Annotated in this window: 16 protein-coding genes; 8 read left to right on the forward strand and 8 right to left on the reverse strand. The window is 75.2% G+C overall.

Translation table 11 applies throughout. From position 1 onward, the window contains the following. Positions 1-450: 450 nt before the first annotated feature. Positions 451-1,074, forward strand: a complete 624-nt coding sequence (gene pdxH, locus JE024_RS19740; RefSeq protein WP_205376628.1) for a pyridoxamine 5'-phosphate oxidase — start codon at positions 451-453, stop codon at positions 1,072-1,074. 439 nt (positions 1,075-1,513) lie between these two features. After that, positions 1,514-2,875, forward strand: coding sequence for a PAS domain-containing protein (locus JE024_RS19745; RefSeq protein WP_205374848.1), 1,362 nt, complete (start codon positions 1,514-1,516; stop codon positions 2,873-2,875). 25 nt (positions 2,876-2,900) lie between these two features. Here JE024_RS19745 and JE024_RS19750 read toward each other — a convergent pair whose 3' ends face one another. Then, positions 2,901-3,656, reverse strand: a complete 756-nt coding sequence (locus JE024_RS19750; protein WP_205374849.1) for an SIS domain-containing protein — start codon at positions 3,654-3,656, stop codon at positions 2,901-2,903. A gap of 226 nt (positions 3,657-3,882) precedes the next feature. Between JE024_RS19750 and JE024_RS19755 the strand changes: the two genes are divergently transcribed. Together JE024_RS19755 and JE024_RS19760 are read left to right on the forward strand one after the other, a co-directional pair. Further along, positions 3,883-4,575 carry an iron-dependent transcriptional repressor DtxR gene (locus tag JE024_RS19755; protein WP_205374850.1) on the forward strand — a complete coding sequence of 231 codons (693 nt, stop codon included), beginning with the start codon at positions 3,883-3,885 and terminating at the stop codon, positions 4,573-4,575. Between the two features lie 915 nt (positions 4,576-5,490). After that, positions 5,491-6,351 carry an alpha/beta fold hydrolase gene (locus tag JE024_RS19760; RefSeq protein WP_205376629.1) on the forward strand — a complete coding sequence of 287 codons (861 nt, stop codon included), beginning with the start codon at positions 5,491-5,493 and terminating at the stop codon, positions 6,349-6,351. 167 nt (positions 6,352-6,518) lie between these two features. On the opposite strand, the gene JE024_RS19765 is transcribed toward JE024_RS19760, so the two are convergent. The 3 genes from JE024_RS19765 to JE024_RS19775 form a co-directional block, all read right to left on the reverse strand. Next, positions 6,519-8,114: a transporter gene (locus tag JE024_RS19765; protein WP_244882988.1), complete on the reverse strand. Its 1,596-nt coding sequence runs from the start codon at positions 8,112-8,114 to the stop codon at positions 6,519-6,521. Further along, positions 8,111-8,923: an ABC transporter ATP-binding protein gene (locus JE024_RS19770; RefSeq protein WP_205374851.1), complete on the reverse strand. Its 813-nt coding sequence runs from the start codon at positions 8,921-8,923 to the stop codon at positions 8,111-8,113. The genes JE024_RS19765 and JE024_RS19770 overlap by 4 nt, the downstream gene beginning before the upstream one ends. A gap of 205 nt (positions 8,924-9,128) precedes the next feature. Then, positions 9,129-9,794, reverse strand: coding sequence for a bifunctional DNA primase/polymerase (locus JE024_RS19775; RefSeq protein ID WP_205374852.1), 666 nt, complete (start codon positions 9,792-9,794; stop codon positions 9,129-9,131). Between the two features lie 327 nt (positions 9,795-10,121). Here JE024_RS19775 and JE024_RS19780 point away from each other — a divergent pair, with 327 nt between their 5' ends. Together JE024_RS19780 and JE024_RS19785 are read left to right on the forward strand one after the other, a co-directional pair. Continuing rightward, on the forward strand, positions 10,122-11,504 hold the full coding sequence (locus JE024_RS19780; protein ID WP_205374853.1) for an NsdA family TPR-like regulatory protein: 1,383 nt from the start codon (positions 10,122-10,124) through the stop codon (positions 11,502-11,504). Between the two features lie 154 nt (positions 11,505-11,658). Continuing rightward, positions 11,659-13,638: a hypothetical protein gene (locus tag JE024_RS19785; protein ID WP_205374854.1), complete on the forward strand. Its 1,980-nt coding sequence runs from the start codon at positions 11,659-11,661 to the stop codon at positions 13,636-13,638. A gap of 23 nt (positions 13,639-13,661) precedes the next feature. Here JE024_RS19785 and JE024_RS19790 read toward each other — a convergent pair whose 3' ends face one another. Continuing rightward, positions 13,662-14,975: an ABC transporter substrate-binding protein gene (locus JE024_RS19790; RefSeq protein ID WP_205374855.1), complete on the reverse strand. Its 1,314-nt coding sequence runs from the start codon at positions 14,973-14,975 to the stop codon at positions 13,662-13,664. Positions 14,976-15,148: 173 nt separating this feature from the next. Between JE024_RS19790 and JE024_RS19795 the strand changes: the two genes are divergently transcribed. Further along, on the forward strand, positions 15,149-15,595 hold the full coding sequence (locus JE024_RS19795; RefSeq protein ID WP_205376631.1) for an SCO4402 family protein: 447 nt from the start codon (positions 15,149-15,151) through the stop codon (positions 15,593-15,595). Positions 15,596-15,670: 75 nt separating this feature from the next. Then, a complete protein-coding gene (gene purU, locus JE024_RS19800) occupies positions 15,671-16,522 on the forward strand; it encodes a formyltetrahydrofolate deformylase (protein ID WP_205374856.1) in 852 nt (283 codons plus the stop codon). 28 nt (positions 16,523-16,550) lie between these two features. Here the strand turns inward: purU and JE024_RS19805 are convergent, their stop codons facing one another. From JE024_RS19805 to JE024_RS41955, 3 genes are all read right to left on the reverse strand, one after another. After that, a complete protein-coding gene (locus JE024_RS19805; protein WP_205374857.1) occupies positions 16,551-17,834 on the reverse strand; it encodes an extracellular solute-binding protein in 1,284 nt (427 codons plus the stop codon). Continuing rightward, positions 17,831-18,997 carry a hypothetical protein gene (locus JE024_RS19810; RefSeq protein ID WP_205374858.1) on the reverse strand — a complete coding sequence of 389 codons (1,167 nt, stop codon included), beginning with the start codon at positions 18,995-18,997 and terminating at the stop codon, positions 17,831-17,833. Before JE024_RS19810 ends, JE024_RS19805 begins: the two co-directional genes overlap by 4 nt. A gap of 108 nt (positions 18,998-19,105) precedes the next feature. Then, entirely contained in the window at positions 19,106-22,882 is a 3,777-nt protein-coding gene (locus JE024_RS41955) for a tetratricopeptide repeat protein (RefSeq protein WP_205374859.1), read from the reverse strand. Positions 22,883-22,894 lie beyond the last annotated feature (12 nt).

A 22,894-nucleotide genomic window follows, 5' to 3' on the forward strand; every position in this document is an offset into this window, starting at 1 on the left:
CGGCTCCTCACGATGGGTACGGCGGCGCAGATCGGTCACCCCGGTGATTCCCCGTACGGGCGGTCGTCACCCCGGCCCGTCCCGGACCAGGAACGATATCCGTCGCTGTAGGGAGGCCACAGAGGCCCCACCCCGGATTTTGGCGGGTTCCCCAGATGCGGGGAAGCGTGACGTCCGGCACACTGCCCCGTTCCGCCGGAGCAGGGTTGGCGGCACCGGGTGCCGGGAAGACTGGCGCAGCCCCGCCGCCCGCGGGACGGTCCGCTGCGGCAGGATGTCCCCGTGACCGACCACGCCGCCGACGAGGCCGACGCCCGCGCCACCGACCCCGCGCCCGGCTCGGGCACGGGCGCCTCCTCCGCGGAGGACGCCCGCCCCGCGGTGACCGTGTCCGGCCTGAGGCTGCCCGACCCCGCCGAGACGGAGCTGGTCGTCCCCGACCCCGCGGTCATGCGCGAGCAGTACCGGTCGACCGAGCTCGACGAGGAGGCGCTCGCGGCCGGGCCCATGGAGCAGTTCGCCCGCTGGTTCGCCGAGGCCGCCGCGGCCAGGCTGCTCGAACCGAACGCCATGGTCGTCTCCACGGCCACACCCGACGGCCGGCCGTCCTCGCGCACGGTGCTGCTCAAGCGGTACGACGACCGCGGCTTCGTCTTCTTCACCAACTACGGCTCCCGCAAGGGGCGCGAGATCGACGCCAACCCGTACGTCTCGCTGCTCTTCCCCTGGCACCCGCTGGCCCGCCAGATCGTGGTCACCGGCAGCGCCTCCCGGGTCGGCCGCGAGGAGACGGCCGCCTACTTCCGCACCCGGCCGCACGGTTCTCGGCTCGGGGCCTGGGCCAGTGAGCAGTCGTCCGTCATCGGCTCCCGCCAGGAGCTGGTGCGGCGCTACGACGAGCTCGCCGCCCGCCACCCCGAGGACGGCCCGCTGTCCGCACCGCCGCACTGGGGCGGCATCCGGGTCGTGCCGGAGACGGTGGAGTTCTGGCAGGGGCACGAGAACCGGCTGCACGACCGGCTGCGCTACGTCCGCACGGACACCGGCTGGCGCGTGGAGCGTCTGGCGCCCTGACGCGGGGCGGGGCCCGCCGGTCCGCCGGGCGCCCGGAACGATCCGCGCGACGAGCCGCGCCGGGACCGCCCGCAGACGCAGACGACCCGTGGGCCTTTGGTCCCTCCGTCCGGACGGAGGGAGCCGGCCGGACTTACCGGCGGCCCACGGGTCGGGTGACTGCTTGGGTTTCGGCAGGCGGCCTGCCGAGGTGCACAGAGTGCGACGGCAGGCCGTTAGCCCGCAGTCACCTCACGAGTCCGAAAAGAAACCATTTTTTCGGATCACCTCCTTTCGCGTGTACCCACACCCTAGGAAGCCTCCGGCGCCGGTTCAAGCGATTTAACGCGCCGCTTTCCCACCCGCTTTCCGGGAACCGTGTGTGTTCCGGGTCACGTTGACGTTCAATGAATTCAAGGGGATCTGTGCACATGGACGCGTCCTGCCAGGGGGTGCCGGGATGACTGCTGCCAGGAGTGGGATCACCGACGACATCGGGGCCGGCGGAGTGCCGTCCGGGCCCGGACCGGGCGGCGCGGAGCTGCTCGCCGCGCTGCTGGACGGCATGGACGCCGCCCTGTGCGCGCTCGACGCGGACGGCACGGTCACCCACTGGAACCGCGAGGCGGAGCGCATCCTCGGGTGGACCGCCGCCGAGGCCGTGGGGCGGCACGGCTTCGAGGGCTGGGCCGTGCGCCGGGCGGACGCGGGCGACGTGCGGGAGCGGCTGCTCGCGGCCATGGACGCACCGGGGCGGCAGGTGCACGAGTTCGCGCTGCTGCGCAAGGACGGCGGCCGGGTCCTGGTGCGGACCCAGTCCGCCCGGGTGCTGGGCGCCGACGGCGAGCCCGCCGGGGTGTACTGCGCCTTCAGCGAGGTGCACGCCCAGATCGACCTGGAGCGCTCCATCGCGCTGAGCGAGGCGCTGTTCGACGACGCGGCCTGGGCCGTCGTCCTCGTCGACGTGGACCTGCGGGCGGCCGTCGTCAACGCCGAGGCCACCCGCATGCTCGGCGTCCCCCGGGCGCAGGTGCTCGGGCGTCCGCTGGGCGAGCTGGCCGGGCAGGGCGTCGAGGAGCTCGAAGGCGCCCTCCACCACGTGCTGGCCGAGGGCGCGCCCCGGGGCCTGGTCGACCTGTGGGTGACGGTCGCGGGCCCCGGCGGCGAGCAGCGGCGCTGCTGGCGCAGCGGATTCCTGCGGCTGGCGTCCCCGCTGGCCCAGGAGCCGGTGCCGCTGGGCGCCGCGTGGGTGTTCCACGACGTCACCGACGCCCGGCTCGCCGAGCAGGAGGCCGACCGGCTGCGCTTCCGGGCCGGGCAGCTCCACCGGGCCGGACGGGCCGCGGCCGAGTGCGAGGACCCGATGGAGGCGGCGACGGTCTGCATGGACTTCGCGCTGGCCGGATTCGCGGACCACGCGCTGATCGACCTGGCGGAGGGCGGGGGCCGTCTGGTGCGGGCGGCGGCCTCGCCGTCCGGCGCGCCGGGCCCGGTGGCGGGCGTCGCCGGCGGCGGCTTCCCCGTCCGGTACGAGCCGGGCCACCCGGCGCTCCAGGCCGCCGAGCGCATCGGTTCGGTGCGGGCGAGCGCCGCGGCCGAAGGGGCGCCCGGCGACTGGGCGGGCCGCCGCCAGTGGCCCGCGGACGCGGCGCACGCGCTGTGCACCGTGCTGCGCGGCCGGGGCAGGACGCTGGGCGTGCTGACGTTCCTGCGCGGGGCGAGCCGCCCGGCGTTCGAGCGCCCGGACGCGGTGTACGCGGAGAGCATGGCGGTGCTGGTGGCGGCGTCGCTCGGACAGGCGCGGCCGGATCCCGGCCCGTGAGGACGCCCCCACCGGGGGCCGGTGCTCAGTGCCGGAAGAAGATCCGGTCGCGGTACTCGGTCATCACCCGGCCGTTCCACTCGTGGCCGCCGTCGACGTTGCCCGAGCGCAGCAGCGGGGGCTCGATGCCGCGCTCGGCGAGGCGCTCGGCGGCGGCGGCCATGGTCGCCTGCATCAGGGCGCTGGTGACGACGGTGGACGCGGGGGCGAAGGGCGCCTCGATGCCGTCGTGGGTGAGCTCGGCGTCGCCGACCGCGATCTTGGAGTCGAGGACGATGTCGCAGTGGTCCTTGAGGAAGGTGCCCGAGGTGTGCCGGGACCTGGTCTCGTGCGCGTAGGCGACCGAGGTCACCCCGATCACGGTGAGGCCGAGCGCGCGGGCGTTCATGGCCATCTCCACGGGCAGGGCGTTGCGGCCCGACAGGGAGATGATCACGAGAACGTCGCCTGCGGCGGCGGGACTGGAGTCGAGGACGGCGCCGGCCAGTCCGTCGACCCGCTCCAGCGCGGAGCCCAGGGTGGCGGGCATGACGTCGACACCGACGACGCCCGGCACGGCCAGCAGGTTCATCAGGGCGAGTCCGCCCGCCCGGTAGACGACGTCCTGCGCGGCGAGGGAGGAGTGGCCGGCGCCGAAGGCGAACAGCCGGCCGCCGTCGGCGACGGCGTCGGCCATGGCGGTGCCCGCCGCCGCGATGTTCGCGGACTCCTCGTCCCTGACGCGTTGCAGCAGACCGATCGCGGCGTCGAAGAACAGACCGGCCAGCTTGCTCTCGCTCATCGTCCAGCCCTTTCGGAGGTGGTTACGAGGGTAGTTCGCTGAAATGACGGGACGGGGGGAACATCCGTGCCGCGGATCACGTTGAGGTCTGGACCATTGGTCTGTCAATACAGGCTCCGGCCGATGCGGGCGATGCCGTGCCGGGCACGGTTGTCGGCGCGATGCGCAAGAATTGAGGCGGGGCCACGTACGACTGTTTTCCACGCCACAGCATCGAGGGGCACGTATGTCCGGACTGATCGACACGACGGAGATGTATCTCCGCACCATCCTCGAGCTCGAAGAGGAAGGTGTGGTGCCCATGCGGGCCCGAATCGCGGAGCGGCTGGACCAGAGCGGTCCCACGGTCAGCCAGACCGTCGCCCGGATGGAGCGCGACGGTCTGGTGACCATCGCGGGCGACCGTCACCTGGAGCTGACGGCGGAGGGGCGGCAGCTCGCGACGCGGGTGATGCGCAAGCACCGGCTCGCCGAGTGCCTGCTGGTCGACGTGATCGGTCTCGAGTGGGAGCACGTCCACGCGGAGGCATGCCGCTGGGAGCACGTGATGAGCGAGGCGGTGGAGCGGCGCGTGCTGGAGCTGCTGCGCCACCCCACCGAGTCCCCGTACGGCAACCCGATCCCGGGCCTGGAGGAGCTGGGCGAGAAGGCGGAGGCCGACCCGTTCCTCGACGACAGCATGGTGTCGCTGGCCGAGCTCGACCCGGGCGCCGAGGGCAAGACGGTCGTGGTGCGGCGGATCGGCGAGCCCATCCAGACGGACGCCCAGCTCATGTACACCCTGCGCCGCGCGGGCGTGCAGCCCGGATCCGTGGTGAGCGTGACGCAGTCGCCGGGCGGTGTGCTGGTGGGCAGCAGCGGCGAGGCGGCGGAGCTGGAGGCGGAGATCGCCTCGCACGTGTTCGTGGCGAAGCGCTGACCGAGCTCGACCGAGCGTGCGGTCGCCGGCATGGGCCGGCACGCGGGCGGTTCCCGGGGCCCAGTCCCCGCGGGACCGCCCGCGCCGCGTTGCGGAGCCGGGCGGGGGCGGGGCGGTAGGCGGCGGGGCCGCCTCGCGGGCAGAGTCGCGGCGGCGGGGCCGTCTGCTGGGCCCGGGGGAACGGGCGGCCGGAGAGCGTCGCGGGCAGGGAGCGACGGGCCGCGGGGGCCGTCTGCTGGGCCCGGGTGGAGGCGGCGGGGGCCGTCTCCTCGGCCGGGGCGGCAAGCGGCAGCGGGGGCTGCCTCGCAGCCCGGGGCGGAGGGCGGTGGGGGCCGTCTGGTGGGCTCGGGGGAACGGGCGGCCGGGCTGCGTCGCGGGCAGGGAGCGGCGGGTGGTCGGGGGCCGTCTCCTGGGCCCGGGTGGAGGCGGCGGGGCCGCTTCCGGGGCGCGTCGGGCATCGATCCGCGCCGCCTTTCGCGCCGGGGCGCGTTTCCGGCCGGAATGGCAGCGGCCGGGAGCCGTCCCGTGCCACCCTGAAGCCGAGGCATATGACTCGGGACCGGGAGGGGAGCCACGGTGACGCGTCGCCCGTCGTACCGCCGTGTGCCGGCGCCGCCTGCGCGCGGGGCCCTCGCGTGGAGGAGTCCCGGCGCCCGAGGGCGCCGGGACCTGTCCTCCCCGGTGCCGACCCGGAGCCCCGAGCTCCCAGGGTCGGCCCCCTGTCGGACCCCTGTCCCCGAGCGGTCCGCCTCCCGCAGGAAATCTCCCCCCGCCGACCCCGTCCAATCCCGGGCGGTGGTCACTCGAACGAGGGGTGTTGCGTGGCAGATCGGCTTTTTCGAATGCGAGTTCGATAGTCTGGCGTGACTCGACACGAGCCACCGATCCGGGGGAGACAAGGGGGTGCCAGGCCAGATGGTGCGGCGCATCGATGTGACCGGAGCCGACGGCGTACGCCTGGCGGCCTGGGAGTTCGCGGACCCGCCCAAGGGGCGCGGCGAGCACGAGACGGCGCCCGGCGTCTTACTGCTCCACGGCCTGATGGGGCGCGCGTCCCACTGGGCGCCCACGGCCCGCTGGCTGGCCGAACGGCACCGCGCCGTCGCCCTCGACCAGCGCGGGCACGGCCGCAGCGACAAGCCCGAGGGCCCCTACACGCGGGACGCCTACGTGGCCGACGCGGCGGCCGCCGTCGAGCAGCTCGGGCTGGGCCCGGTGACCCTGATCGGCCACTCCATGGGAGCGCTGACGGCCTGGCAGCTCGCCGCCAGGCGGCCGGACCTGGTGCACGCCCTGGTCATCTGCGACATGCGGGCCTCCGCGCTGGGGGCCGCCTCGCAGCGCGAGTGGGCGGACTGGTTCAGCTCCTGGCCGGTGCCGTTCGCGACCCTCGCGGACGTGCGCAAGTGGTTCGGCGAGGACGACCCCTGGGTGGAGCGCCCCAACCCGGCCCGCGGCGAGTTCTTCGCCGAGGTGATGGCCGAGCAGGCCGACGGCTGGCACCCGGTCTTCTCCTACGGGCCGATGCTCACGTCCCGCGAGACCTGGGTCCTCGAATCGCACTGGGACGAACTGGCCCAGGTCCACTGCCCGACCCTCGTCGTGCGCGGCCTCGACGGACAGCTCGGCCGCGCCGAGGCCCAGGAGATGGTCCGCGTCCTGCCGCGCGGCGAGTACGGCGAGGTCGCCGACGCGGGCCACCTCGTCCACTACGACCACCCCGACGGCTGGCGCTCAGCGATCGAGCCCTTCCTGGAGGGCGTGCTCACCGCCTGAGCCGCGGCACCGCCTGAGCCGCGGCACCGCCTGAGCCGCGGCACCTCCCGAGCCGCAGCGCCGTCCGCCCCCCCCGCCTCCGGGGGGCGGACGGACCCGCCGCCGCGCGTGCGCGGCCCCGGACCGGTCCCGGGCCGCGCACGCACGCCGGGGCGGGCGGGGGCGGTTCAGCCCTTGCTCACCGCCGTGAGGATCTCCGGGAGACGGCCGGCCGTCCGCGGCGCGGCGATCCGCAGCCCCGCCCAGGTGATCAGCGCCCCGTACGCGGTGCCCACCGGGAGGATCAGCCACAGCCCGCCCGAGCCGGAGGCGTGCAGCCACACCGTCAGGACGATCACCGGCGCGCACAGCAGCGCGGAGGCCAGCACGCCGCCGATGATCGACATCCAGGCCAGACCGCCCTGCCCCGGCGCCACGTTCTTGTACGCGCTGTCCTGCGGGATCGAGTACGGGAAGAGCGCCGAGGCCACCGCACCGGTCGAGAGCATCGCGCCGAGCAGGGCGAACGACAGGCCCAGCACCTCGGGCAGGTCCGCCCAGCGGTCCAGCATGCCCGTGGTCACGGCGCACACCAGCGTCATGTACGGCAGGGTGATCACCAGCAGCGCCAGGGTGCGCGCGAGCAGTTCCGCGTAGGCGTCCCGGGTCGAGGAGATCGTCAGCGCCACCATCCAGAACGCCGAGGTGTCCTGGCCGAACTGGTTGTACATCAGCATGCCGAGCATGGCCGCGGCGAAGCAGGCCAGATACACCGAGCCGGTGCCCTGGAGGGCGTTGAACACCGGCACGATCAGACCGATCGCCAGCGACGTCACCCAGGCGCCCTTGGTCTTGGGGTCGCGCCACACGTAGCGCAGGAAGCGCATCATGACCGTGCCCGTGCGGCCCTCCGGCAGCAGCCGGTGCAGCCCGCCGGACGCGGACCCCTCCCGGCTCGGCTCCGACGCCGCCGCGAGCGTCGAGCCGTCGGGTGCCGTCATGAGCTTCGTCAGGCTGCGCTGCCACCACCACAGCAGCGCACCCAGCGCGGCCGCCGACAGGGCGAACTGGGCCGCCGCCGTCGCCCAGGAGCCGGCCGAGGCCGAGTCCACCGCGCCGATCGCCGAGGCCGGCGGGATCCAGCGCATCACGTCGGCGGCCGGGTCCAGCGCCGACAGCCCGCCGGACCTGCTGAGGCTCTGCACACCGAAGTTGACGAACTGGATGCCCACCGCGATGAGCAGACCGCTGAGCACCGCCAGGTCCCGCCCCTTGCGGGAGGTGAGCAGCCGGATGTTGGCGGCGGCCACCGCCCGCGCCAGCGCCACGCACACCAGCAGCGTGAGCGGGACGGCGGCCACGGCGAGGGCGGTCGCCGCCGCGCCGCGCGCCGGGGCCAGGGCGGCGCCGACGACGAGGCAGAGCGTGAACAGCGGACCGATGCCCACCACCGAAGCGCCGAGCAGCGCCCCCACCAGCGGTGCCGGCCGCAGCGGCAGCATCACCAGCCGCGTCGGGTCGAGGGTCTCGTCACCGCTGGGGAAGAACAGCGGCAGCACCGCCCAGCCGAGCGCCACGACCCCGGTCAGCAGCACCACGACCGTCGCCGCGTGCTCGTCGCCGCGCAGCAGGAGCAGGCCGACGAGCTGGGCGGCCGCCAGCAGCACGGCGAACACGACCGAGACGACGAAGACCGCGGTGCGGCCGGACGACTGGCGCAGCCCGTTGCGCAGCAGCGACAGCTTCAGCCGGACGAAGATGCCGGTCAGCGCCGCGGTGCTCACCGCGCACCGCCGCCGAGCCAGTCCAGCGACTCGCCGGAATCCCGTCCCTGCGCCCCGACCAGTTCGAGGAAGGCGCTCTGCAGCGTCGGCGCCGTGCCCCGCACCTCCGCGAGGGTGCCCTGGGCCCGGATGCGGCCCGCGGCCATCACCGCGACCCAGTCGCACAGCGACTCGACGAGCTCCATCACATGGCTGGAGAACACCACGGTCGCGCCCGAGCCGGTGTAGCGCTCCAGCACCCCGCGGATGGTCTGCGCGGAGACCGGGTCGACGCCCTCGAACGGCTCGTCCAGGAAGAGCACTTCGGGGTTGTGCAGCAGCGCGGCGGCCAGGCCGATCTTCTTGCGCATGCCGGTCGAGTAGTCGACGACCAGCTTGTGCTGGGAGCCCGCGAGGTCGAGGACGTCCAGGAGCTGGGTGGCGCGCTTGTCCACCTCGTCACCGGGCAGACCGCGCAAGCGGCCGTTGTAGGCGAGCAGTTCCCGGCCGGACAGCCGCTCGAACAGCCGCAGGCCCTCCGGCAGCACGCCGATACGGGACTTGACCCGGACCGGGTCGCCCCAGACGTCGTGCCCGGCCACCAGCACCCGCCCCTGGTCGGGCCGCAGCAGGCCGGTGACCATGGAGAGCGTGGTCGTCTTGCCCGCCCCGTTGGGGCCGACGAGGCCGATGAACTTCCCCGCGGGAAGCGCCAGATCGATCCCGGCGACCGCGATCTGCTCGCCGAAGCGCTTCCACAGCCCTTCCACCTGGACGGCGGGCGGCGGCACGGCCGCACCGCCCGCCGCGTCGACGCTCTGCTCCGGCATGGTCGTGCCTCCCGTGTTCCCCGTCGTGGTCGGGAACAGCCTACGAAAGGCCCGGGCCCGGCGGGCAGGTGCCGACCGGGCAGTCACCGCTGGTCAGCGTTGCCGGGATCCGGCGGAGCACGGCGCCGAATCGCCCGGCCGCGCGTCACCGCACCGGGTGCCGTCGGCAGCCGCCGTCACGGGAGCGGCCCCGAACGCGGGGGCGTCACCGCGCCCGGACGCGGGCCGCGGCGGCCTCCCGGCCGCAGGCGTACGCCAGCGGGCTGATCAGCTCCTCGGCGTCGGGCAGCCAGCGGTTGGCGGGGGTGGGCCTGCGCGCCCACTGGACGGCGCCCCGGCCGCCGATCCGGGTCGGCGGGGCGGCCACCCAGTGGCCCTCGCCCCGGGTGACCAGATCGATGGCCGACGGCATCCACCCGAGGTCGCGGATGAGTTCGGGGGCCTTGAGGGAGGCGCCGGGAAGGACGAAGAAGAGCATCCGGCGGTCGGGGGTGAACGTCACCGGGCCCAGCGGCAGTTCCATGCGCTCCAGTCGCGCCAGCGCCAGGAAGCCCGCCGACTCCGAGACCTCCAGCGCGTCGAAGGTGCGCCCGGTCGGCAGCAGGATCGACGACCTGGGCTGCTTCGACCACAGCCGGCGGGCCGCCGAACCGCTGCCGGTCGCCTGGTTCGCCCAGTCGCCCGGGCCGGGGTGCGCGCCGGGCGAGGCGCAGCCGGTGTCGCCGCAGGAGCAGCGCTCCGTGCCGTCCACGGGCTCCAGCCAGGTGCCGGGAAAGACGTCCCAGTGCCGCTCGTCGGCGTACCGCACGGCCGCGTCCAGCAGTTGTTCGCCGCGCTGCCCGGGGATCTGAGCGGCTTCCGTGACTCCCATGGTCTCATCCACGACACACTCAACTACCGCCGCAACCTCGGGTTACGGCCCGCCCCGTGCCCGTGTTCGGCGCATCGATCCTGCATATGGGGCGCACGGGTGCACGGCCGGGGGCGCGCGTGGGGCCGTGCCGTCGGGGGCGGGTAGCCAAGGCGGGGGGCGGGCACCGGAGGGCCGTCAGGTCACCCGGCCCAAAAGGAACCAACCCGACCAACTCTGCATTTCCCGTATATCAGCCGGGCAGTGAACAGTGATCGGTGATCAGTGACCAGTGATCGCCGGACCAGTGACCGACAGAACGATCACCGCGGCATCAGGGGGTAGTCCATGGCAGCCAGGCCTCTCGTCGCCCGACAGCCGAACGAACGGCTGCAGGCGCTCATCCAGGAAGCCGGGTGCTCCAACGCCGGGCTCGCACGCCGGGTCAACATGGTCGGCGCGGAGCGCGGCCTCGACCTGCGGTACGACAAGACGTCCGTCGCCCGCTGGCTGCGCGGCCAGCAGCCGCGCGGCCGGGCGCCCGGCATCATCGCCGAGGCGCTGGGCCGCAAGCTCGGGCGCACCGTCACGATCGACGAGATCGGCATGGCGAACGGGAAGAACCTGGCCACCGGGGTCGGGCTCCAGTTCTCGCCGACCGTCCCCGGGGCGATCGAGCAGGTCTGCGAGCTCTGGCGGTCGGACGTGGGCCGCCGGGACTTCCTGTCCGGCTCCGCCGTCGCCGCGTCCGCGCTCGTGGAGCCGAGCCGCGACTGGCTGATCACCGGCGCCGACGCGCAGGTCGCGCGGACGGCGGGGGCGCGGGTGGGCGCCTCGGACGTCGAGGCGGTCCGCGCGATGACCGCCGCGCTCACCGAGCTCGACCACCGCTTCGGCAGCGGACATGTGCGGCCGGTGCTCGTCCACTACCTCAACAGCGTGGTCTCCGGCCTGCTGTCGGGGTCCTACCGGGAGGCGGTGGGCCGCGAACTCTTCGCCGCCGTCGCCCGGCTGACCGAACTGGCCGGCTACATGGCGGTCGACACCGGGCAGCCGGGGCTCGCCCAGCGCTACTACATCCAGGCACTGCGGCTCGCGCAGGCCGCGGGCGACCGGGCGTACGGGGGCTATGTGCTCGCCGCCTCCATGAGCCACCTCGCCGCCGAACTCGGCAACCCGCGCGAGATCGCCCAGCTCGCCCGCGCGGCCCAGGAGGGCGCCCGCGGCCGGGTGACGCCCCGCGCGGAGGCCATGTTCCACGCGGCGGAGGCCCGGGGCCACGCCCTGCTCGGCGACGCCCGCACCTGTCATGACGCCGTGTCGCGCGCGGTCGCCGCGCTGGACCGGGCCGAGCCGGAGTCCGGTGACGACCCGGCGTGGATCGCCCACTTCGACCACGCCTACCTCGCCGACGAACTGGCGCACTGTCACCGCGATCTGGGCGAGGCCGAGGAGGCCGCCCGGCAGGCCGGGGAGGCGCTGGCGGGGCATCCGGCGTCCCGGGCGCGGCGCCGCGCGATCGGTCTGGTGCTGCTCGCGTCGGCACAGGTCCAGCAGCGTGAGGTGGAACACGCCTGCCACACGGCGACGCGCGCCGTGGAGCTGCTGGACACCCTGCGCTCCAGCCGGGGCGCGGAGTATCTCGACGACCTCCGGCAGCGGCTGGAGCCGTACGCGGAGGAGCCCCCGGTCCGCGACTTCTCCGCCCGGCTCGACCTGCGGGCGGCGTGAGGGGCGGGCCGGCGGCGGGGCCGCGCGGACGCCGTCCCCCTCAACTGCGTTCTGTGTCCGCATCTTGTCACTGCTGTGGCACGTGTGTGCGGAGGACTTCGGGCACCCGGTAGCGTGAACCGACGATTCCGTAGGTCCACATGTAGGAGTCCCGGTGACGCACAGCGGACAGGGTGACGAGCAACGGCCCCCGGCCGCGCGGCCCGCGCACGAAGGCGTCGTGCTGCCCGCCGACGGCAGTGAGCCCCTCATACCCGGAACCCAGGGTGCGCAGGCGACCCCGGCGGGCGGACAGCCGTGGGGCGCGCCCTGGGGCCCCCAGCAGCCGGGCGGGCAGCAGCCCCCGGCGGCACCCGGCCACGGCGGGCAGCAGCAGCCGCCCGCCGCCTACGGCTACCCGGCTCCCGGGGCGCCGGACGCCCCCGCGGCACCCGGTTACGGCTACCCGGCCCCGGCGGGCCCCGGCGGGTACGGCGCCTACGGCGACCACGGCACGGGTGCCCCCGCGGGCACCGGCGGCTACGGCTACCCGGCGCCCGCGCAGGCCGGCGGGTACGGGGAGCAGCCCCCGGCGGTCAGCGGTTACGGCGCCCCGCAGCAACCCCAGGCGGGCGCCGGTTACGGCGCCCCGCAGGGCCTCCCGGCGGAGTCCGGCTACGACGGCCGGCAGCAGCCCGGTCACGGCTACCCGGGCGGGCCCGCCCCCCAGGGCCACGGCCACCCCGGCGCGGCCCTGCCCCCGCAGCAGACCGCGCCCGGCGGCGCCTACGAGGACCGGACCCGGATGCTGCCGCCCCAGGGCGGCTACCCCGTCCCGGGTGGTCAGGTTCCCGGTGGGTCGGCGGACGCGACGCAGTACATCGCTCCCGTCCCCGGCGGTCAGGCTCCCGGTGGGTCGGCGGACGCGACGCAGTACATCGCTCCCGTCCCGGGTGGTCAGGTCCCCGGTGGGTCGGCGGACGCGACGCAGTACATCGCTCCCGTCCCGGGTGGTCAGGTCCCCGGTGGGTCGGCGGACGCGACGCAGTACATCGCTCCCGTCCCGGGTGGTCAGGTCCCCGGTGGGTCGGCGGACGCGACGCAGTACATCGCCCCCGTCCCGGGCGGTCCCGGCCCCGGCGCCCTGCCGCCGGAGGCGCCCGCCGAGTCGACCACGTTCCTCGGGACCGGACCGCTCGGCCAGGGCGGCGCCCCCGCGGGCGGCGTGCCCGGCGGCGACGCGGACGCCACGCAGTACATCGCGCCCGTGCCGCCCGAGCCCGCCGCGGCTCCCTTCGGCATCCGGCCCGGCGCCCCCGGCGACCGGCAGCCGCCCGCCGAGTTCGACAGCCTCTTCCGCTCGGACGCGCCCCCCTCGCACGGCGGCGTCGCCGACTCGACGCAGCAGATGCCGCGCTTCGCGGGACAGGGCCCCGGCCGCCCCGGCGCCGACGCGCCCCACGGGGGCTTCCAGGAGCCGGGCCGGCCGCACTCCTCCTACGACGACGAACCGCCCGCCCGGCGGCGCTCCCTGGTGCCCGTGGTCGCCGCGCTCGTCGTCGGCTGCGCCGTGCTCGGACTCGGCGTCAGCGCCGTGGTCTTCGGCGGCGGGGACGACAAGAAGTCCGAGACCCCCGACAAGAACGTGGCCGGCACCTCCGCCGCGCCGACCCCGAGTGCCTCCGAGGAGCCGGAGAACCCGGCGAAGCCGCAGGCCGAGGCGCTGGACAAGCTGCTGGCCGACAGCAACGACAGCCGTGCCGCGGTGATCCGTTCGGTCGAGAACATCAAGACCTGCAAGAACCTGGACGCGGCCGTCAAGGACCTCAAGGACGCCGCCGCCCAGCGCCGCAGCCTGGTGACCAGGCTCGGCGAACTCGAACTGGACAAGCTGCCGAAGCACGCCGAGCTGAACTCGGCCCTGAAGAAGGCGTGGCAGGCGTCGGCGTCCGCCGACGACCACTACGCGGCCTGGGCGCAGCAGGCCAAGAGCAAGAAGGTCTGCAAGGACGGCAAGGCCCGCTCCACCTCGCACACCGCCCAGGGCAACAAGGCCAGCGGCGACGCGACCAGGGCCAAGAACCAGGCCGCGGGGATGTGGAACGCCATCGCCCGCGACCACGGCCTCACCGAGCGGCGCAGCGAGCAGCTCTGATCCGGCCGCCCGGGGCGGACGCCTCACGACGCGGCGGCCAGCGTCTGCGACACGTCGACGAAGTCCTTGTGCTGGGCCACCAGCCGGCCGTCCCGCACGACCTGGAAGGTCACGCTGCTGTTGACGATGCGCGGATAGTTGGGCGCGCCGAGCATGTCCTCGTAGCCCCAGCGCAGGTCGGGGGTCAGCCCGTCGGTCGACACCTGGAGCCCCTGGTCGAGGACGTGGGCGAGGCGGGCCGGGGTGACCGCGTCCCGGCCGAGCGCGCGGACCGCCTTCTCCAGGACGGTGTACGCGATCCAGGTCGTCTGCACGCCCGCGTCGGCGGGGTCGAGGGTGTTGTCGCCGAAGGCGTGCTCGGTGATCACCTTGCGCATCGGGTCCCAGCGGCTGTCGCCCGCGTCCGGGTACCAGCCGGTGACGTAGGCGCCCTCGAAGGGGCCCCGGCGGCCGCCGGTGCGGTCGACGAGCGGCTGTCCGACGCTGCCCATCACGGACGAGATGCGGATCTCCTCCCCGTCGTCGGGCAGCCGCCGGAAGGAGTCGAAGAAGGTCTCGGTGCGGTCGCCCAGGGCGGCGGTGACGCACCCCGGGCGCTCGCCCGGCGCCGTCGAGCCGGCCGGGTGCTCCGAGGCACGGCTCCGGGCGGAGCCCGCCTGCTCGGTGTAGTCGGTGGCGTCGTCGGCCGCGAGGATGTCGGCGGTCTTCGCCTCGCTCCGGCCCTTGCGCAGGCCGGAGTTGAGGAGCTGGGACAGGTCGTCGCCGGCCAGGGTGTCGGGCCGGACGAGGGCGACGCCGTCGCAGGAGCCGGCGAGCTGCTGGCCGTTGCCGGCGAGCAGCGCGGGCTGCCCGCCGTTGACGGGATAGGACAGATAGCTGGTGAACTCCTCCTCGGAGATGCCGAATCCGCCGATGAAGGGGATGCCGGCGGCCTCCAGCGGCGCCATGAAGGAGCCGTGCTGGCTGTAGGAGCCGACCACCGCGACGGCGTTCTCCTGCACGGCGCGCCGGGCGCAGGCGGCCGAGCCCTGCGGGGTGTTGTCGCTGTTGCAGGTCAGCACGCGCAGCTCGTGGCCGTCCAGACCGCCGCGGGAGGCGGCCCAGCGCGCGTAGGCCTTCGCCATCGACGGCATGCCGGGCATGTTGGTGGCCGGGGTGTCCACGGGTGCGAAGGTCATCACCGTGACGGGCTCCCTGGAGCCCCCCGGGTCTCCAGGGAGGACGCCGCAGCCGGCGACGAGGGACGCTCCCGCCGCCACGGCCGCCGTCCACACGGCGCGGACGCGGAGCACAGCGATCGAGGGGCGGGAGGAGGAGGAACGACGCCAACCGGTCATGGTTCTGCACAGTTCCTCCTCCTGGGGAACGGCACAGTGAGCGTTCTTCAACGCACGGTGACCGGGAGGTGAATTGCAGGGGCGGATCCGGGTGATCGAAAAGGGAACGTACGATCGAAGACGTGCAGCAAGGTTCGGTCAACCCTTCCCGTCGCGGCCGTCGCTCCTCCACCATGGGCGGCATGCCGCTCAATGACATGCCCTGGTGGCGCTGGCGCAGCAACGTGCGCTCGGCGCTGCACATGCTTTCCGATCCGGTCTTCCACCAGGAGTGCTGGCTGGCCGGCCGGGAGGGGTACGGCGACATCACGGACGCCGTGTACCGCCTGGTCGAGGACACCTGGCTGGACAACTGGTCGGCGGAGAAGTACGTCGGGACGATCTTCCGGGACTCCGGCGAGGCCGCCCTGGTGGACGTCGCCGTGCTGCGGGTGCTGCGCATCATGCACCAGGTCGGCCCCGACGCCCCCGTCTCCGCCTACCTGGAGCACCACGGCTGGCCCGAGGCCGTGCGGGCCGCCCGCGAGGCGCATGTGCGCCTCGCGTCCGCCGACGGCGAGGACCCCGACGCCCCGCCGCGCTCCCTGGACGTCCTGCGGATCATGACGAACAGCGCGTGACCGCCGCGGGGCCGCCCGCGGTCCGCTGGGTGGACCGTGTTCGGCCCGGCGCCGGGGTTGTGGCAGGCTACGGGGATGACTGAGCAGTACGTCCTGACGCTCTCCTGCCCCGACAAAAAGGGCATCGTGCACGCCGTGTCGAGCTACCTCTTCATCACCGGCTGCAACATCGAGGACAGTCAGCAGTTCGGGGACCGGGACACGGGTCTGTTCTTCATGCGGGTGCACTTCTCCGCCGAGGCCCCGGTGACCGTGGAGAAGCTCCGCGCCAGCTTCGCCGCCGTCGGCGACTCCTTCGGCATGGAGTGGGAGATCCACCTCGCCGAGGAGCGGATGCGGATCGTCCTGATGGTCAGCAAGTTCGGCCACTGCCTGAACGACCTGCTCTTCCGCGCGCACACCGGCGTCCTGCCGGTGGAGATCGCCGCGGTCGTCTCCAACCACACCGACTTCTCCGAGCTCGTCGCCTCCTACGGCATCCCCTTCCACCACATCCCCGTGACGAAGGACACCAAGGCCGAGGCCGAGGCACGGCTGCTGGAGCTCGTCCGCGCGGAGGGCGTCGAACTGGTCGTCCTCGCCCGCTACATGCAGGTGCTCTCCGACGACCTGTGCAAGCAGCTCAGCGGCCGGATCATCAACATCCACCACTCCTTCCTGCCGAGCTTCAAGGGCGCCAAGCCCTACCACCAGGCGCACGCCCGCGGGGTGAAGCTGATCGGCGCGACCGCGCACTACGTGACGGCCGACCTCGACGAGGGCCCGATCATCGAGCAGGAGGTCCAGCGCGTCGGCCACCAGGTCACCCCGGAGCAGCTCGTCGCCACCGGCCGGGACGTGGAGTCCCAGGCGCTGGCCCGCGCGGTGACCTGGCACGCCGAGCACCGCATCCTGCTCAACGGCCGCCGCACGGTCGTCTTCGCCTGACCCGCGCGCGGCCCCTCCCGGGGCCGCGTCAGCCCGCCTGCCCGCCCGAGACCGGGCTGTCGCAGAGGTCGTCGAGCACGAAGGCGCCCGCGTCGAGCTGGAGCCGGCGCTCGGCGTCCAGCCGTTCCAGCAGACGGTCGAGCAGCGCCGCGTCCCGCGGGGCGCCGACGAACTCCAGCACCGCCCGGTAGAACGCGTCCCGCAGCGTCGGCGGCATCGCGTCGGACGCGTCCAGGCATATCCGGCCCGCCGTGTCGAGGAGCGTCTGCACCTCCCGCGTCGCCGCCGATGGCGGCCCCGCGGCGACCTCGCCGCCCGGGAAGAACGGCCGCTCGCCCGGCGCCGCGTGCCCGGCCCAGCTCTCGCGGGCGTCCCGCGAGGTGAGCCTGCTCAGCAGATCCCAAGCCGCCGCGCTCGGACGGAAGACGGCCGCCATGTCCCCCGACACCTCGAACGCCCTCTCCTGACCGGCACGCTCCGCCCCGCCGAGATAGCGCGCCGTCGGCAGCGGCCGCACGTCGTCGCCGTAGTGCCGGCGGATGAACGACCCCTGGTGCTCGTGGGTGCAGTCGCCCCGGTTGAGCAGCCCGTACGCCCCGCCGCCGAGGGCCTCGAAGGAATCGGTCAGCGACCTCGGATCAGGTGCCCCGCCGTGCGCCGTGAGCAGGCGGCCCCACTCCTCCCAGACGCCCTTCGTGGCCCGCCACGGCGTCCGGCCGGTGGCCCAGGCCTCGTACGCCGCCGTGCCCCCGCGCTGGAGCATCAGATCCTCGATCCAGTCGGTGCCCGGCCACCCCGAGGTCGCCCCGGAGCCCATCCCCAGGCACCACACCGGCTCCTGGTCCGCCACGCGCGGTCTGCTCCACACCACCGACTTCAGATCGATCCGCACCGGCACCCAGTACGTCCGGGTCCGCGCCCCGTCGCCGGTGCCCGTCACGGTCACCTGCGGGGCCCACGGCGGAATCGCCGCACCCGCCACCGCCTCCGGCAGCGGGTGGGCACGGCCGTCCCTGGCGTACTCGGCCAGTTCCCCGGGGCTGCTCAGCACGGCGACGTCCGGCGGCGCCCCCGCCTGGAGCTGGGCCACCAGGGTCTCCCGCAGCGAACGCGTCCCCGTGTACACGTAACTGCGGCCCGTCTCCTTCTCGATGCTGTCCAGCGCCTCGCGGAAGGGCCTCTCCTCGCCGTCCGTCCACGGCCCGAGCACGACCAGCGTCCGGTCGTCCTCCGGGGAGGCGCAGCCGCCGGTGGCCACGGCCCAGACGGCGAGCAGGACGCCCGCGAGCGCCAGCCGGATGCGTCGACTCATGGCTGCGGCTCCTTGCGCCGGGGGAGACGGCCCGGATAGGGCCTGCCGTAGAGGAAGAGCGTGAGGCCGCACCCCAGGGCGCCGGCCACGGTGACGGGCAGGGCGACGTCCGCCGTCAGCGACCAGCCGTCCGCGTGCGAGCCGGCCAGGGCACGCGAGGCCGCGGCGGCCGCGTCCCCGATCCTGCGGGGCGCGTCCGCGCCCCCGGTCACGTACGCCAGCGCCGCCAGCTCGGCCCGCACCCGCTGCTGCGCCCCGTGCTCCTGCGCGCCGGCGGCGCCGAGCAGCACCGGGGTCAGCAGCACCGGCACCGAGGCGGCCAGCAGTTGGAGGCTCACCAGCCGCAGCCGGTCCCGGAGGAAGACACAGGTGCCCACCACGACGAACGCGAAGAGCGCCGTGACGAGCACGGCGACGGCCGCCGCCGCCAGCACCGGCCCGCTCCAGGCCGTCGTCTCCTCGTCCCGGTCCCGGAGCCGCGCCTCGACGTGCTCGATCCGGTCGAGCAGCCCGACCGGCCGCGCCCGCTCCTCGTCCTGCGGGACCGGGCTGCGCAGCATGCCCTCCGCGTAGTCCACCCCGGCCTCCCGCAGCAGCGTGCTGCCGCGGTTGCGGTCCGCCCAGGCGATCTTGTCGCCGTAGGCGACCACCAGCCCCGCCACCACCCGCAGTTCCTGTTCCTGGCCCCGGTCCAGCGCCCGGCTCTGGGCGACCCGGGTGAGGTGCTGGGTGGCGTCGGTCAGATGGGTGCGGTACGTGTCCCCGAGCTCGACCGCCCCGTGCGGGGTGGTGTGCAGCAGCCGCAACTCGGCCTCGCGCTGGGCCAGTCCGAGCGAGGTCCGCGCCTGCGCCAGCCCCACCAGCGCCGGGACGGACCGGTCGCGCAGCCGCTCCGTCGACGCGTGCACCTCGTGGAACGCCGCCGCCACCAGGGCCACCGCGATCAGGGCCAGCGCCGGCAGCACCAGCATCCTGCGCCGCAGGAAGGCGGCCGTCGGCCGCCGCCCGCCGGGCCCGGTGCCGGTCGCCCACGCCCACATCCGGCCCGGCAGCCCGCCGAGCGACGCCCGCAGCCGCACGTCCGCCCGCCGCAGCCCCCGCCGTGCCGCGCCCGGCCACGCGCCGAGCCCGCCCCCGCGCCCGCCGGCCTCCCCGCCGCCCATGCCCGTCCCCTCCGCCGCCCACGCCCCTCATGCCCGCCCGGCCGTCCCCTCACGCGGTCCCGGGCCCCGTCCGCGCGGCGGCGACCGCGCCGGTCGTCCGCCCGGGCGTCACGGTGCCGCGTCCGGCGGGCGGGGGGTGCGGCGGCGGGGGAGCAGGCCCGCGCCGCGGTGGCGGAAGCCCAGCGGCCGGGTGCGGAACGCGCTGTCCAGCAGCGCCTCCGCCAGCGCGGCCCCCGGCCCGTCCTCCGGATGCGGCACCTGCTTGGCCAGCCGCCGGTAGCTGTCCGAGAGCTGCCGGCGCAGCTCCCGCTCGGTCGCCGGCACCGGGAACGGCGCGAGCAGTCCGTCCCGCACCGGCGGCAGCGGATCGTCCGCGCCCTTCTCCCGGGCGGCGCGGACCAGGTCGAGCAGCAGTTCCTGGAGCTCCGTCGCCAGCCGCTCCTGCGCCCGCCCGTCGGTCAGCCCTTCGTGGCTCACCAGCCGGTGCGCCGCCGACAGCGCCCGGCGGGCCGACTCCACCGTGGGCGGCGCCCCCGCGTGGATCCGCACCATCGCCGTCCGCGCGGCCGTGCGGTGGCGGGAGTCCGGCGGCACGCCGGCGAGCGAGGCGAGCGCCTGGTCCGGCCGGTGCCGCGCGAGCTGGATGCGGGCGAGGCCGAACGCCGCCGTCCCCAGGGCGTGGTTGCGCCGCCAGACGGCGTCGTAGTAGCGCATGGCCTGGTTCTCGTGCGCCTCCCTCCGCGGGGTGCCGTCCGGCCCGTCGCCCGGGTCGTCCGCGAGGCGCTCGTGGCAGTAGCCCAGCGCGAGTTTGGGCGCGTACTCGCCGGGGATCGCCGCGTACACGTCGTCGAAGCAGATCAGCGCACGCGCCGGCCGCCCGCGGGCCAGCTCCACGAGGCCCTGGTGCCAGTCGAGCCGCCAGTCGTACGAGGCCCGGCTGCCCAGCAGCCGCCGCGCGTCGGCCAGCGACCGCGCCGCCCTGCGCAGTTCGTCCTCGCCGTCGCGCCCCCGCCACCCCGACAGCTCCAGCCGCAGCCGGCAGCGCAGCAGATGCAGCTCGGGCGACGGCTCCCAGTCCTCGCTGAGCTGGAGGAGACCGGCGGCGTCGCTGTACGAGGTGCGCTGGAGCTCCTTCCAGTTGGGGTCCTGCTTGTCCGGCTTCGGCACGGGCAGCGCGACCGCCGCCCGGGCCGGTTCCGGCACCCGCGCGTCGGGCGCCCGCCCCCCGGTCCCCGCGTCCGCCGCCCAGCGTTCCAGCGGCGGCGCCGCCCCCAGCCGGCCGGAGAGCGCCGAGGCGGCGGGGGCGAACAGCGACGACGGCTCGAACGTCTCCTCCCCGAGCCGCAGCGACCGCAGCTCCCGCAGCACCCCCTGCAACTGCACCCGCATCTCGCGCGCCGAGGCGTAGCGCAGCCGCGGATCGGCGGCGGTCGCCCGGCGCAGCGCCCGCTGGAGCGACTCGGTGCCGAGGTCGGCCGGGGGTTCCGGGTCCTCGGCGAGCAGCGCGCCGAGGACCGCGCCGACCGTGTAGAGATCGCCCGCCGTCGTCATCTCGCCCCCCGCGCCCGTCTCGGGCGGACGGTGGGTGACGGGCCCGGGGGCGCCGGGCTCGCGCACCCCCGCGACGTCGATCAGCTTGATGCCGTTGCCGCAGTGCAGCACGTTGGTGAGCGACAGATCCCCGTACACGAGCTTCTCGTGCTCGTGGAGGTAGCTGAACGCGTCCAGCACGAGCAGCCCGTAGACGACGATGAACTCCCGGACCCGCGGCCCGGCGAACGGCGCGTCCTGCCGGGCGATCCGCGCCGCGACCCAGGCCAGCCGCGCCCCGTCGGCGAACTCCATGACGATGTAGTCGGCGGGCTGCCCGCCGCCCGTCCCGCCGGGGGCGCCGCCGCCGTGACGCGCGTAGTTGACGACCCGGATGATCGCCGGGTGGTTCAGACTGACCAGCCGCAGCCGCTCCTGCCGGGCCTGGCGCACGGCGGCCCGGTCACCGGGGTCGAGCAGGCCCTTGAGCGCGACGGGCCGCATCTCCAGCAGCAGGTCGCGGGCGAGGAAGACCTGCCCGTGGCTGCCGTGCCCCAGCGGCCCCACCACCTCGTACTGCTGGTGCAGCAGATCACCGGCCGCCAGCGGGGCGGCCCCGGCGGCGGCCCCCGGACCGACGAGCGCGGCGGGATCGCGCACGGCGACCACGGGCAGATCCGTCAGTTCGCCGCCGGGCGGCTCGACCACGAACTCCCGCGCTCCCATGGGGCCGGCGAAGGCGCCCTCGGCGTTCTCCGCCTCCAGCAGCGCGGCCTCCACCTCGACCGCCAGCCGGAACAGCCCCGGCGCCGCTCCGGTGCCGCCGGGCGTGGACGTCTCCCCGGCGCGGCGGAGTTCGCGGCGCAGGGTGGCAGCGCGGGCGTGCGGACGGGAGGAGCGGGCGGCGGCATCACCGGGCAGCCGGTGCAGCCGCAGCTCGGTCCCGGCGAGGCGGGAGATCCGGGCGGTGATCCGCCGCGTCGTGCGGGCCTCCCAGCCCGGCTCCATCAACTCCTCCCGGACCCGGGCGAACAGCGGCGCGTGCGGGTCGCTGAAGACCAGCAGAAGCCTGGTCCCCCCGCCCGTCAGCAGCGCGCGCAGCAGATCCACGATCTCCCCGTCCGGCGACGCCGAACGGTCGACGGCGAGGAACGCGGCCGTCAGCGGGGTGCGTTCGGCGGCGAGGCGCCCGAGGAGGCGAGCACACGGGTCCGCCCCGCCGCCGGCCCCCGCAGCGTCCCCATGCCCCTGCCCGTCCCCGTTCCCGTCCCCGTCCCTGGCCTCGTCCTCGGCCGCGTCCTCGTCGGCGGCCGGCAGGCCGATGCGTTCCGCCGCCTGGCGGGCCAGCTCCGCCGCCGTGCGGTTCGTCGCGTCCACCGCGAAGTCGATGCTGCCCGCCCGGGGTTCCCCCTGCGACGCGGCCGGGACACCCGACGGGGGCGGGTCCGCCGGGCTCTGCTCCCGGTCCGCCAGGGTGAGCACCGAGCGGACGGTGTGCAGCAGTCCGCGGTCGCCCTCGCCCGCGAAGACCGGCTCCACCGGATCCGTGTCCGGCGCCCCGTCGAGCCAGCGCGTCAGCCGCCGCTGGAGACCGGGCACCCGGCCCGAGGCCGTCCGGCCGGGGTCGAGCGCGACGTCCCGGGAGACCGCCCGGGGGCCCCGGACCGTCAGTCCCAGCCGTTCCAGCGGGAGATGGCGCAGCAGGGTCTCGGTCGGGACCAGATAGGCGCGGTCCCTGCGCACCGGCGCCTGCGGAGTGCCGGGCCGGTGCGCCACGATGCCGATGACCCGGCGCGAACGGCTGTGCACCACACCGCTGCCGCTGTAGCCGTGGCGTACGGGGTAGGCGGCGCCGTGCGGGTCGAGCTGGACCCACTCCGGCGTCGGCGCCGGCCCGCCGCGGCCCATCAGCCGGGCCTCCAGATGCTCCCCGCCCGGCAGGTCCTCCGGGTACCCGGTGAAGTGCACCCGCTCGCCGCGCACCGGGATCTGCCGGTGCAGCACCGCCGGGGAGGCGTCCGGCTCGTGGTCCAGCTTGAGCAGCGCCAGGTCGCCGCCGCTCTGCGCGGCGGGCGGCACGAGGTACTCGTCCAGCAGCCGTGCGCGCAGCGGCTCCCGCGTCCCGCGCCCGAAGGCGGCACCGGGCACGTCCACGTACACGGTGCCGAGCGGCGCGCGTCCGCCCGACGCCCCCTGGGGCGGCACGACCGTGTGCGCGCAGGTGAGCACCAGCCCGCCGGGCAGCAGCACCCCGGCCCCCAGCGGGCGGCCCGCCCGGTCCTGGGTGCGGAGCAGCCGTACCCGCCAACTCTCCTCCACGTCGGTGGAGTCGGATGTGCGATACGACTCGCTCATAGCGTTCCACGA

The organism is Streptomyces zhihengii (assembly GCF_016919245.1).
Classification (GTDB): Bacteria; Actinomycetota; Actinomycetes; order Streptomycetales; family Streptomycetaceae; genus Streptomyces; species Streptomyces zhihengii.

What these genes read in the sequence shown, in the direction of transcription:
- pdxH (WP_205376628.1), top strand. Translation starts at nt 451, where the DNA reads ATGCGCGAGCAGTACCGGTCGACCGAGCTCGACGAGGAGGCGCTCGCG.
- JE024_RS19745 (WP_205374848.1), top strand. Translation starts at nt 1,514, where the DNA reads ATGACTGCTGCCAGGAGTGGGATCACCGACGACATCGGGGCCGGCGGA.
- JE024_RS19750 (WP_205374849.1), bottom strand. Translation starts at nt 3,656, where the DNA reads ATGAGCGAGAGCAAGCTGGCCGGTCTGTTCTTCGACGCCGCGATCGGT.
- JE024_RS19755 (WP_205374850.1), top strand. Translation starts at nt 3,883, where the DNA reads ATGTCCGGACTGATCGACACGACGGAGATGTATCTCCGCACCATCCTC.
- JE024_RS19760 (WP_205376629.1), top strand. Translation starts at nt 5,491, where the DNA reads ATGGTGCGGCGCATCGATGTGACCGGAGCCGACGGCGTACGCCTGGCG.
- JE024_RS19770 (WP_205374851.1), bottom strand. Translation starts at nt 8,923, where the DNA reads ATGCCGGAGCAGAGCGTCGACGCGGCGGGCGGTGCGGCCGTGCCGCCG.
- JE024_RS19775 (WP_205374852.1), bottom strand. Translation starts at nt 9,794, where the DNA reads ATGGGAGTCACGGAAGCCGCTCAGATCCCCGGGCAGCGCGGCGAACAA.
- JE024_RS19780 (WP_205374853.1), top strand. Translation starts at nt 10,122, where the DNA reads ATGGCAGCCAGGCCTCTCGTCGCCCGACAGCCGAACGAACGGCTGCAG.
- JE024_RS19790 (WP_205374855.1), bottom strand. Translation starts at nt 14,975, where the DNA reads ATGACCGGTTGGCGTCGTTCCTCCTCCTCCCGCCCCTCGATCGCTGTG.
- JE024_RS19795 (WP_205376631.1), top strand. Translation starts at nt 15,149, where the DNA reads ATGGGCGGCATGCCGCTCAATGACATGCCCTGGTGGCGCTGGCGCAGC.
- purU (WP_205374856.1), top strand. Translation starts at nt 15,671, where the DNA reads ATGACTGAGCAGTACGTCCTGACGCTCTCCTGCCCCGACAAAAAGGGC.
- JE024_RS19805 (WP_205374857.1), bottom strand. Translation starts at nt 17,834, where the DNA reads ATGAGTCGACGCATCCGGCTGGCGCTCGCGGGCGTCCTGCTCGCCGTC.
- JE024_RS19810 (WP_205374858.1), bottom strand. Translation starts at nt 18,997, where the DNA reads ATGGGCGGCGGGGAGGCCGGCGGGCGCGGGGGCGGGCTCGGCGCGTGG.
- JE024_RS41955 (WP_205374859.1), bottom strand. Translation starts at nt 22,882, where the DNA reads ATGAGCGAGTCGTATCGCACATCCGACTCCACCGACGTGGAGGAGAGT.